The sequence below is a fragment of the Roseateles sp. genome, assembly GCF_049240545.1.
In the GTDB taxonomy this organism is placed as follows: Bacteria; Pseudomonadota; Gammaproteobacteria; order Burkholderiales; family Burkholderiaceae_C; genus Paucibacter_A.
Window position 1 is genome coordinate 1 of the sequence record NZ_JBMLSK010000148.1, and the last position, 10148, is coordinate 10148.

12 protein-coding genes and 1 tRNA gene are annotated in these 10148 nt (G+C 62.1%); 1 reads left to right on the forward strand and 12 read right to left on the reverse strand.

Going from position 1 to position 10148, the window contains the following annotated elements; translation table 11 throughout:
* The first annotated feature begins 167 nt into the window (after positions 1–167).
* A tRNA-Leu gene (locus ACOVRJ_RS09405) sits at positions 168–254 on the forward strand.
* A gap of 35 nt (positions 255–289) precedes the next feature.
* On the opposite strand, the gene fliR is transcribed toward ACOVRJ_RS09405, so the two are convergent.
* The 12 genes from fliR to fliG form a co-directional block, all read right to left on the reverse strand.
* Complete coding sequence (gene fliR / locus ACOVRJ_RS09410; protein ID WP_422043596.1) at positions 290–1054, reverse strand: flagellar biosynthetic protein FliR; 765 nt, start codon at positions 1052–1054, stop codon at positions 290–292.
* Positions 1054–1323 carry a flagellar biosynthesis protein FliQ gene (gene fliQ, locus ACOVRJ_RS09415; protein WP_422043597.1) on the reverse strand — a complete coding sequence of 90 codons (270 nt, stop codon included), beginning with the start codon at positions 1321–1323 and terminating at the stop codon, positions 1054–1056. Before fliQ ends, fliR begins: the two co-directional genes overlap by 1 nt.
* Positions 1324–1352: 29 nt before the next feature.
* The gene (fliP, locus tag ACOVRJ_RS09420) at positions 1353–2081 is read right to left on the reverse strand and encodes a flagellar type III secretion system pore protein FliP (RefSeq protein ID WP_422043598.1); all 729 of its coding nucleotides are present in this window, start codon (positions 2079–2081) and stop codon (positions 1353–1355) included.
* 103 nt (positions 2082–2184) lie between these two features.
* Positions 2185–2577, reverse strand: a complete 393-nt coding sequence (locus ACOVRJ_RS09425; RefSeq protein WP_422043599.1) for a FliO/MopB family protein — start codon at positions 2575–2577, stop codon at positions 2185–2187.
* Between the two features lie 61 nt (positions 2578–2638).
* Positions 2639–3076, reverse strand: coding sequence for a flagellar motor switch protein FliN (gene fliN / locus ACOVRJ_RS09430; RefSeq protein ID WP_422043600.1), 438 nt, complete (start codon positions 3074–3076; stop codon positions 2639–2641).
* The gene (gene fliM, locus ACOVRJ_RS09435; protein ID WP_263533501.1) at positions 3066–4070 is read right to left on the reverse strand and encodes a flagellar motor switch protein FliM; all 1005 of its coding nucleotides are present in this window, start codon (positions 4068–4070) and stop codon (positions 3066–3068) included. The genes fliN and fliM overlap by 11 nt, the downstream gene beginning before the upstream one ends.
* Positions 4071–4101: 31 nt before the next feature.
* Complete coding sequence (locus ACOVRJ_RS09440) at positions 4102–4704, reverse strand: flagellar basal body-associated FliL family protein (protein ID WP_422043601.1); 603 nt, start codon at positions 4702–4704, stop codon at positions 4102–4104.
* Positions 4705–4941: 237 nt separating this feature from the next.
* The gene (locus tag ACOVRJ_RS09445; protein WP_422043602.1) at positions 4942–6417 is read right to left on the reverse strand and encodes a flagellar hook-length control protein FliK; all 1476 of its coding nucleotides are present in this window, start codon (positions 6415–6417) and stop codon (positions 4942–4944) included.
* 109 nt (positions 6418–6526) lie between these two features.
* Positions 6527–6997 (reverse strand): flagellar export protein FliJ, encoded by a 471-nt coding sequence (gene fliJ, locus ACOVRJ_RS09450; RefSeq protein ID WP_422043603.1) that lies wholly within the window; start codon positions 6995–6997, stop codon positions 6527–6529.
* 65 nt (positions 6998–7062) lie between these two features.
* Positions 7063–8511, reverse strand: a complete 1449-nt coding sequence (gene fliI, locus ACOVRJ_RS09455; protein WP_422043606.1) for a flagellar protein export ATPase FliI — start codon at positions 8509–8511, stop codon at positions 7063–7065.
* Between the two features lie 32 nt (positions 8512–8543).
* The gene (locus ACOVRJ_RS09460; RefSeq protein WP_422043604.1) at positions 8544–9350 is read right to left on the reverse strand and encodes a FliH/SctL family protein; all 807 of its coding nucleotides are present in this window, start codon (positions 9348–9350) and stop codon (positions 8544–8546) included.
* Positions 9351–9368: 18 nt separating this feature from the next.
* Positions 9369–10148, reverse strand: a 780-nt coding sequence (gene fliG, locus ACOVRJ_RS09465) for a flagellar motor switch protein FliG (protein WP_422043605.1), incomplete at its 5' end; no start/stop codon positions are given.

The window sequence follows — 10148 nt, forward strand, 5'->3', positions numbered from 1 at the left end:
GAGCGCAACCTTGCCAAGGTTGAGGTCGCGAGTTCGAGTCTCGTTTCCCGCTCCATTTCAAGAGGGAAGCCCAAAGGCTTCCCTTTCTTGTTTGTGGCTCGTTTGTGATGTGCGTGTCTTCTTGGGCACGTCAGTGCGGAGTGATAATTCCGCAGCTTCGACCCGCAGCCCGGGTGGTGAAATTGGTAGACGCAGCGGACTTAAAATCCGCCGACTTAACGGTCGTACGGGTTCAAGTCCCGTCCTGGGCACCATGTTTGCGCAAAGCAAGCAGGCCGCCGGCCTTCCGTCAGGTGAAGGCCGCCAACATCCGTTCTAAAACGACCATAAACGGCGTTTGCATCAATGGCAGTGTCGCGACCATGCCAATCAGCCCGATGCTGACGGTCAGCGGGAAACCGACCGAGAACACATTGATTTGCGGGGCGACGCGTGAAATCACGCCCAACACCATATTGACGAAGAGCAGCATGGTGATCAGCGGCAAGGCGATCCATAAGCCCATGCGAAAGATCTCGGCACCCCAAGTCTGGGGTTGCGCTACGCGCAAGAAGCGGAAAGGCTCATCGCCGATCGGGAACACATGAAAGCTCTGGACCAAGGCATTGATCAGCAGCAGGTGTCCATTGATGGCGATGAACAAGAAGGCCACCATGCTGCCGAAAAACCTGGCACTGGCGGTGCCCTGGCTACCAGTGGCTGGATCGAAGAATCCCGCGTAATTCAGCCCCATTTGCAGGCCAATCAATTCACCGGCGAACTCCAGAGAGGCGAACACCAAACGCACCGCGAAGCCCATGGACAAGCCGATCAACAGTTGTTGCGCCAAGAGCAGCACCAGGGTGGGCAAGGAGTCCAGTGGCGTCAAGGGCATGGGCGGCAGGGAGGCTTGCGCGGCCATGGAGATGAACAAGGCCAGGCCCACACGCACCCGCATTGGCACATTGCGTTGGCTGAAGATCGGCATGCCCGCAAACAAGGCCAAGGTGCGGACAAAAGGCCACAACAGTGGGTTCAGCCAAGCTAGTAGCTGCGCTTCAGTCAGCGAGAACATCAGCCAACGACTTGGGGAATCGTCATCAATGTGCGTCGAATGTAGTCCACCAAGGTGCTGACCATCCAGGGCCCGGTGAGTGACAAGGTCAGCACGGCGGCCACAACCTTGGGCACGAAGCTCAGTGTGGACTCATTGATTTGCGTTGCGGCTTGGAAAACGCTGACCAGCACGCCGACCAGCAAGACGACCAGCAAAATCGGCGCAGACACCAGCATCAGCACGTAGAGCCCCTGCTGGCCAAAGGTGAAAACTTGTTGAGCATCCATGCGCGGTTATCCCTTTTTCTGGAGCAGGCTCAGGTGACGAAGCTTGCGGCCAGAGAACCCAAAAGCAGGTTCCAGCCGTCGGCTAAGACGAACAGCATCAACTTGAAGGGCAAAGCGACCAGAACCGGCGAGAGCATCATCATCCCCAGACTCATCAGGATGCTACTGACGATCATGTCGATTACCAAGAATGGGATGAACACCAAGAAGGCGATCTGGAAGGCACTCTTCAATTCGCTGGTCACAAAAGCAGGTACCAACACTTTGAAGGGCACATCTTCGGCCTTGATGGAGCTGTCCAGCTTGGCCAGCTTGGCAAAGAGGGCGACATCGGCTTCGCGGGTTTGCTTCAGCATGAAGTTCCGCATCGGCGGCTCCGCACGCTTGATGGCTTCGTCAAAGGGGATCTGGCCAGCGCTGTACGGTTGCCAAGCTTCGGCATAGACCTTGTCCAGGGTCGGACTCATGATGAAGAACGTTAGAAACAAGGACAGTCCGACAATGACTTGGTTGGGAGGGGCCGCCTGAGTGCCTAGCGCTTGGCGCATCAAGGACAGCACGATGACGATGCGGGTGAAGCTGGTCATCATCAACAGCACAGCGGGAAGGAAACCCAGGGCTGTGAAAAACAGCAGCGTTTGAATCGGCACCGAGAAGCTGCCGCCGCTTGCACCCTGGCCCACCAGCAAGGGCAAGGTGGCCGGTGGGGCGTTCTGTGCCATTGCGCTTGCTGATGCCAGTGCGAGCACAGCGATCAATGATCGAAGCGGAAGTGATTTGGCTTGTGCTTTTGCAGCCCTTGGAGGGACGGTCGAAAGCAGGGCAGAAGCGGTGACGTCGCACACGCCGCTCTTTCGCAACTCAAACTGCACCGTGCTCTCCCGAAGGCTTGTGTTCTTGAGGTTGCACTTTCGACGCGCCGCCACGCAAGCGAGCGTTCAGCAGTTGTGCGAAGGGCATCCCCCCTTGGCCCAACTCGGGAACCTCACCTTGCGGCGGCATGACATGCAAGGTGCTGATCTGTTGGCCGGTTACGCCGAGCACCAGCCAGCGCTTGTCGTCGCCCTGGCCGACCTCGACGGTCAAAATTCTTTGCGTCGGAGACACGGGCAACTGAGCGATCAAACGCATCGCCCCGGCGCCGGCCGATCCGCCGCCGCCGCCCAGCGGTGTGCGCTTGAGCAGCCACAGCACCAAGGGGATCAGGCACAAAATGGCCAGGAACCAAAGTATGGGCAGAAGAGGGGAGTTCATCGCGGCGATTGTCCGCCATCGGGCAGCCTGGTGTCAGGTCTTGCTGCGTTGATTTTGTAAGTCAGGCTTTAGAGAGTCGGCGCATGCGCTCAGATGGCGTGACGATATCGGTCAGTCGAATACCAAACTTGTCGTTCACCACCACCACTTCACCCTGAGCGATCAGGTAGCCGTTCACCAACACGTCCATGGGTTCACCCGCTAAGGCGTCGAGCTCCACCACCGAGCCCTGGGCCAATTGCAGAATGTTCTTGATCGGGATGCGCGTGCGTCCCAACTCCACGGTCAGTTGGACCGGGATATCCAGAATCATATTGATGTCGCCGCCTGGCATATTGCTCGGCGTGGGCGAGAAATTGGCAAAGCTCGCAGGCGACACCTGTTCGGCGGGCGCTTGAAATTCTTCCGCGACTTCGGCGGGCTTGCTCTCGGCCAGCGCGGCGGCCCATTCGGCCGCCATTGCGTCTTGTTCTTCGGAGGAGGGGGTATCAGGTGACATTGCGGGCTCCCAGCCAACCCTGGTCGGGGCTGGTCAGCATTTGTTCAACTTTGATGGCGTACTTGCCGTTGGAGGTGCCGTAATGGCAGTCGTAGACGGGTACACCGTCGATCTTGGCCTTGATCATGGCCTCCAGGTCCAGCTCGATGAAGTCGCCCGGCTTGAAGGCCAGCAACTGTTCCACCGTGGCAGGCGCCGTGCCGAGTTCGGCCACCAACTCCACCTTGGCGTCTTGGATCTGGTGCTTGAGCAGATTGACCCAGCGGCGGTCCGGCTCGGTGGAGTCGCCCACCGTGGTCGAGTACAGCACGTCGCGAATCGGCTCCAGCGTGGCATAGGGAATGCAGAAGTAGACCGTGCCGCTGGTTTCGCCAATCTCCAGGGTGAAGGAGGTCGAAACCACGATTTCACTGGGCGTCGCGATATTGGCGAACTGCGGCTGCATCTCCGAGCGTTGGAACTCCAGTTCCAGCGGATAGATGCCTTTCCAGGCCTTGTGATACTCGGCGGTGATCACCTCAACCAAGCGCAGGATCACGCGCTGCTCGGTGGCTGAGAAGTCACGACCTTCAATGCGCGCATGGAACTTGCCAATGCCGCCAAACAGCGAGTCGATGACCGCGAACACCAGGGTGGGGTCGCAGACGATCAGCCCCGAGCCGCGCAGCGGCTTGACCGAGACGATGTTGAAGTTGGTCGGCACCACGATCTCGCGCAAGAAGGCGCTGTACTTCTGCACCTTGATGCCGCCGATGGCCACTTCCGGGCTTTTGCGGATGAAGTTGAACAAGCCCACGCGAATATTGCGCGCGAACCGTTCGTTGATGATTTCCATCGTGGGCATGCGCCCACGAACAATGCGTTCCTGGCTGGCCAGGTTGTAGTCGCGAATGCCGCCAACCTGTTCCTCTTCGGCATCGAGCTTTTGGCTCTCGCCGGTGATGCCTTGCAGCAGGGCATCTACTTCGTCTTGGGAGAGGATTTGCTGATTCATGGCGAATCACCGATGTGCTTGAACAGCGGGCTCACTGGACGATGAAGGTTGAGAACAAAACTGCGGTGACGGGGCTCACGACCTGAGGCTTTTTCTTCTTCTTCTTTTTCTTCTTCGGCTCTTCGTCTGCGTTTGCCTCTTCTTCCTCGTCCTCAAGCTCGATGCCCATCGGACGTACGGACTCGCGCATGATCTCGCGGGCGAGCTTTTCTTTGCCTTCGCGGGTCAGCAGTTCGGTCGAAGTCTTGTAGGACAGCACCATCAGCACATTGCTGCGGATGGCGGGCAAATAGGCCTTGATCTGGTCTGCCGTCTTGGGGTCACCCACTTCCAGTGTGACGCCAATTTGTGCAAAGCGATCCACTTCCTTGTCCGCCAAATTGACGGTGAAGGGGTCCAGCGGCACATAGGTTGGCGGGGTGCCTGGCTTTGGCGGGGGATGTGCTGCGGCGACCTGCTGCGTTGCGCCTTCGCCGTCCTCTTCGCCATCGGCTGGTGCCTTTTTCTTCATCAGCATCAGGGCGGCGCCGCCTCCCACCAAAACCAGCAGCAGCACGGCTGCGATGATGATGATGAGCTTCTTTTTGCCGCCGCCCTTGGGGGCTTCGGCGGCTGCTGCGGGTGCTGCTGACATTCGGACTCCTGTGTTCTATGGCTGGCAAGAAGTGGGCGGTCCTTGACAGACCCCGACTGCAATGCCAACAAAGCCAAGCTGAGCTCGATTATTCACGCCTGATTGGCACCCCAAGACAGGAAAAGCGGGGCCGTCGTTGGGCTATTCGATCCCCGGTTGATTCGCGACTGGAGAGGCCCATCTTCTCCACTTCGGTGCTAAGGCCGCTTTGGTGTGGCGCCTCAGGGGAGGCCGGGCTTAAGCGTAGGTGTCCAACACGCCACGGCTGATTCGCTGGGGCATGGGTGAGCGCGCCTCGAGACGGGGCTGACCGTCTTCGGCTAAGGCTTTACCCTGGGCCTTGGCGCTTCGATCAGCGTTACTAGGCTGCTCTTGACCTTGCCCATTGGTTTGCTGGAAGACGCCGCCGCCACTCAGGGTGAGGCCGGACTCGCGCAATGAGGTGGCCAGATCAGGGAGGCTGTTCTCAAGCACCTTGCGGGTGTCGGCCTGCTCGGCATGAAAGGAGATCTGTGCTTTTTGCCCATCAACCACGATGGTGACGGCGACCGGCCCCATCTCGGCCGGATTCAGATGCAGTCGAGCCTCTTGCACGCCCTCAGCGGCCAATACGCTCAGACGCGCGGCCATCTCGGGTGCGAATTTAGCGTCGTACAAATGGGCGTTCAGCAGCACCTGAGGTCGTTCGGCGCCGGCGCCAGCACTGGGCTTGTCGGTGCCAGGGGCTTGGTTGGCGGCAAGCTGAGCTGTCAGGAGCTTTTCAAAAGACTGAGCTTCGGGGCGAATCGCTGCGACCTCGCTACTGCGCGCTTGTCCCAGATCCAGCCGAGCTGCACTCACCTCCAGGCCTTTGGCCTGTGACTTCGCGTCAGTGCCTGCTGCCAGCACTTGTTTGGCGTCACTGGGCTCGGCCTTGTCTTGGCCGCGTGCGCCCTGGCCGCTTGCATTCAGCTTCAATGCTCTCGGACTCAAGGGCTTGCCACCCGCGCTGCTGACGGCTTCGGCGGCAAGAAGCGTCTCGGAATCGGTTGCGTTGCCTCCCAGCGCGCTGGCCTTGCTCGAACTCAGCAAGCCGGCTGCCACGGCATCGGCGCCGCTGGGGACGGGCGATAAACCCTCGGGGTCGGTCAACTCGGCCGCTGCGGCCGGTTCACGCTCCGCAGCTTGCCTCGCAGCGGCCCCGGTGAGGGACTCGTTGCTGCGAGCCCCAGGTTGCTCGGATCGATCGTCGAGGCTGATGCCGTCTGCGGTCGAGGCTTCCTCTTTGCGCTTGTTTGGCTCCGTCTTGACGGGGCTGCCCTCCGACTTGGCACCGGGTGATGCCAGCTTGTTGGCGGCTTTGGCTTCTTGGCGGGCTGTCTCGGTGCGCTGCTGCTGTGGCTTGGCGCTGGCGTTGGGCTTGGGGCCCTCGGTCGGCTTTGGAGCGCTCTCGGCTGCCTTGGGTGGGGCGGGTGGCGCTTGCGGTGCGGGCGCGGGTGCAGCGTAGGAGCGAGGCTGGGCCTGGGCCGAACGAAGGGGCGCTGTCGTGCTTGCAGGCAGGGCCGGCTTGACTTGGGCCGCGTCGAATGTTTTGAGCAACTGCGAGAACGTTGCGGCCGGCGCCTCGCCCGGCTTGGGTGAGGGGGCCAAGCTGTTGCTGGGACGCTCTGTTTTGGCGCTCGGTGTGAAACGGCCGGGTGCGTTGAACAGGAGGCTGTTGGTGTCGGGACTCATGACTTATTCCTTCGCTCAGCGGACGGTTTTGCTGGCAATCCACGCGAGGGGGCATCGCGGTTCAGGAGAAAGCGAACTCAGATACGCGTGCTTCTCCCGCGCTGCTGGCTCAGGCTGACAGACGAACAAAAGGGTTGAAAGCGGCGAGCGAGGCGCGAGCGGCCTGTTCGTCGGTGGCCTTTTGCTCTTGGCGCTGACTGGCGTGGCGTATCTCCAGTCGGCGGCGCTCCAGCAGTTTGGTGATGGAGGCCACACGCATCTCTAAAGCCTGCAGCGCTGCACGTGCGCGTTCCACCCGCTGTTCGGCGAACTGGGCGATCTGGGTCTGGCTGGTGATGGCTTGATCCAAGCGGCCACCAAAGCTCTGGTAGCAAACCACGATGTCCATCGTGCCTTGGCGGGCGAACTGTTGGCTCCAGCGCTGCTGGTAGTCGTTGCGGTACTGGGCCAGATCGCCATGCTGGGCGCGGGCTTGCTCGGCGCGCGCTTGCGCCTCTTGCAGTTGCTTCAGCCCTTCGTCGCGTTCACTCTCGGCGCGTTCCAGCAAGATGCTGAGGACTTGCAGATTGCTTGAGTTCATGTGGCGCTCTCCGTCTCTCGTTCAGGTGCGAGGTCGTGGTCCGACCCCTGGTCTATCGGCAGAAATCAGGCGTCCTTGATGACGGCTGACAGTTGTTTGAGGCAATCAATCAAAAGTGCCGCTTTGTGCATGTCTTGTTGCAGCAGGCGGGTGATGTCGGGGTGCAGGCGCACGGCCAGGTCCAACTCGGCGTCGTGGCCGGGGGCATAGGCGCCCAGTTGGATCAGATCGCGGGCTTTGTTGTATTTCGCGAGCAGTTGGCGGCAGCGGCGGGCGGCGTCGATGTGAGACTGCGCGGCCACATTGGTCATCACCCGGCTGATCGAGCGCTCGATGTCGATGGCGGGGTAGTGGCCGGCTTCGGCCAGTTCGCGGCTCAGCACGATGTGGCCGTCCAAAATACCGCGTGCGGCGTCGGCGATCGGGTCTTGCTGATCGTCGCCTTCGCTGAGCACGGTGTAAAAGGCAGTAATCGAGCCTTCGCCGGGCAGGCCGTTGCCGCTGCGCTCCACCAACTGCGGCAGCTTGGCGAAGCAGCTGGGCGGATAGCCCTTGGTGGCCGGGGGCTCACCAATCGCCAAGGCGATTTCGCGCTGAGCCATCGCATATCGGGTCAGCGAATCCATCAGCAGCAGCACATGCAGGCCTTGGTCGCGGAAGTTCTCGGCAATCGCGGTGGCGTAGTGCGCGCCTTGCATGCGCACCAGCGGCGGTGCATCGGCCGGCGCGGCCACGACGACGGAGCGCTGCAGGCCGTCTTCGCCCAAGATGTCTTCGATGAATTCCTTCACTTCACGGCCGCGTTCGCCGATCAGGCCGACCACGATCACGTCGGCCTGGGTGTAGCGGGCCATCATGCCCAGCAGCACCGATTTGCCGACGCCGGTGCCGGCGAACAGGCCCAGGCGCTGGCCGCGGCCTACGGTCAACATGGCATTGATGGCGCGCACGCCGGTGTCCAGCGGGGTGCGCACCGGGTCGCGATCCATCGCGTTGATCGGGCGGCGAACCATGGGCTCGTCTTGCGTCATTTGCAGCGGGCCACGGCGGTCCAGCGGGTGGCCATGCGAGTCCACCACGCGGCCCAGCAGGCCGGCGCCCATGGGCAGGTGCAGACCGCGATCTTCGCCACGGCGCCAGGGGTGCAAAGGAACGCCCAGTTGCGGCGCCATCAAGGGCAGGGCGCGCGGCAGCACCATGGCGCCGCTGGACAAGCCTTGAATCTCATCCGTCGGCATCAGGTAGGCGCGGTCGCCCGAGAAGCCCACCACCTCGGCATTGACCGGGCGCTGGCCGCGCTGCGGATTGCTGCTGGAGCTGGGCATATGAATTTCGCAAACCGAGCCCACGGGCACTTTCACGCCGGTGGCCTCCAGCACCAAGCCAGCCACACGCACCAGCTTGCCTTGCGATTCCAGCGGTACGGCGCTGCCGGCAAACGCTTGCAGGTCTTGCAAGTACTGCTGCCAGCGGCCGGCGCGGCTGCTCAGCTCGGCAGCCTGAGGCTTGGCCATGTCGTCCATGGCGTCGAAGTCACGCAGGTCCATCACAGCGCCTCCCCATCAGCCGCATCGGCGGCGCGCTCATTCGAGCCGGCGCCGCGACGGTCTTCCCATAGCGAGGCTTGGCCCATGGCGGCAGCGGCTTGTTGCCAACGGGTGGCCAGGCTGGCGTCGACGCTGCTGATGTCGGAATCGACCTTGCAGCCACCGCGTGGCACTTCGGGGTCGGGCAGCACTTGCGCTTCACGAGCGCGCATTTCTTCGCCGGCGCCGTCCATCACCAAGGGATAGTCGGCCGGGTTGACGCGCACCCGCACATGGCGAGCCGACAGCTGCAAGGCCTCGACGGCGTCATGCGCGACGCGGGCAATGTGTTCGGGGCGCTGGCTGATTTCGCTGCGCACCACCTGACGGGCCAGCTCCACCGCGCAGCGCGCCAGGGCCTGGGCCATCTCGTCTTCCATGGCGCGGAAGTCGGCATCAAAGCTGCGCACCAGGCCACCGATTTGGGCGCTCATTTGCTGGGCGAAGCTTTGCTTGAAGGCTTCCAGCGCGGCCATGCCGTCGCGGTAGCCATCTTGGTAGCCGGACTGGCGCGCCGCGTGCAGCAGCTCTTGCTGGCTGGGTTCGGGCTCCGGCGCGGGTGTCGGGGCCACCGGTACGGCCGCTGGAGGGGCGGGAGCGCTGATGGGTGGGCGCTTGGCATTGCTGGCGCCGGACAAAGCGTCGGGGCTCCAGGCGGCAAAGCCTTGCAGCTCTTCGCGGGGAATGAAGCGGGCGTAGCTGCCGCGGCGTTCTTCGCCATCGCGGCGTTCGGGCGGCGGCACTTGGCGGGGGGCGCGTGGGGTCATGATGCTGTCCACTTAAGCTCAGACGAACTGGTCGTCGCCGCCACCGGCCAAAACAATCGTGCCTTCGTCGACCAGACGGCGCACGATCTTGAGCATTTCCTTTTGCTCGCTCTCCACTTCGGAGAGGCGCACCGGGCCGCGCGATTCCAGGTCTTCGCGCAGCGTTTCGGCCGCACGGCTGGACATATTGCGCAGAATCTTTTCGCGCAACTCGGCGCTCGCGCCCTTGAGGGCCACCACCAGCGATTCGCTCTGCACTTCCTTGAGCACGGCCTGGATGCCCTTGTCGTCGATCTTGTCCAGATCGTCGAAGGTGAACATGTTGTCCATGATCTTTTGGGCCAGCTCGGCATCGGCCTCGCGGATGTAGTCCAGCACCGAAGCCTCGACGCTGGAGCCCAACATATTGATGATTTCGGCCGCCGTTTTGACGCCGCCCAGCGAAGACTTGCGCATGCGCTCGCCGCCGGCCAGCACTTGGCTCATGACTTCGTTCAGGTCCTTCAGCGCCATAGGCTGGATGCCGTCCAGCGTGGCGATGCGCACCAGCACTTCATTGCGCTGACGCTCGGTGAAGACGCGCAGCACCGAGCTGGTTTGGTCAAAGTCCAGATGCGCCAGGATGGCGGCAATGATCTGTGGGTGCTCGTTGCGCAGCAGTTCGGCCACCGAGGCGGCGTCCATCCACTTCAGGCTTTCGATCGAGGACACATCGCTGCCTTGCAAGATGCGGTCCAGCAGCAGATTGGCCTTGTCTTCGCCCAGGGCCTTGCGCAGCACTTGGCGCACATACTCGTC

Bases quoted from the DNA above. Each gene is read 5' to 3' on its own strand.
- fliR (WP_422043596.1), bottom strand. From the start codon at position 1,054: ATGTTCTCGCTGACTGAAGCGCAGCTACTAGCTTGGCTGAACCCACTG.
- fliQ (WP_422043597.1), bottom strand. From the start codon at position 1,323: ATGGATGCTCAACAAGTTTTCACCTTTGGCCAGCAGGGGCTCTACGTG.
- ACOVRJ_RS09425 (WP_422043599.1), bottom strand. From the start codon at position 2,577: ATGAACTCCCCTCTTCTGCCCATACTTTGGTTCCTGGCCATTTTGTGC.
- fliN (WP_422043600.1), bottom strand. From the start codon at position 3,076: ATGTCACCTGATACCCCCTCCTCCGAAGAACAAGACGCAATGGCGGCC.
- fliM (WP_263533501.1), bottom strand. From the start codon at position 4,070: ATGAATCAGCAAATCCTCTCCCAAGACGAAGTAGATGCCCTGCTGCAA.
- ACOVRJ_RS09440 (WP_422043601.1), bottom strand. From the start codon at position 4,704: ATGTCAGCAGCACCCGCAGCAGCCGCCGAAGCCCCCAAGGGCGGCGGC.
- ACOVRJ_RS09445 (WP_422043602.1), bottom strand. From the start codon at position 6,417: ATGAGTCCCGACACCAACAGCCTCCTGTTCAACGCACCCGGCCGTTTC.
- fliJ (WP_422043603.1), bottom strand. From the start codon at position 6,997: ATGAACTCAAGCAATCTGCAAGTCCTCAGCATCTTGCTGGAACGCGCC.
- fliI (WP_422043606.1), bottom strand. From the start codon at position 8,511: ATGGCCAAGCCTCAGGCTGCCGAGCTGAGCAGCCGCGCCGGCCGCTGG.
- ACOVRJ_RS09460 (WP_422043604.1), bottom strand. From the start codon at position 9,350: ATGACCCCACGCGCCCCCCGCCAAGTGCCGCCGCCCGAACGCCGCGAT.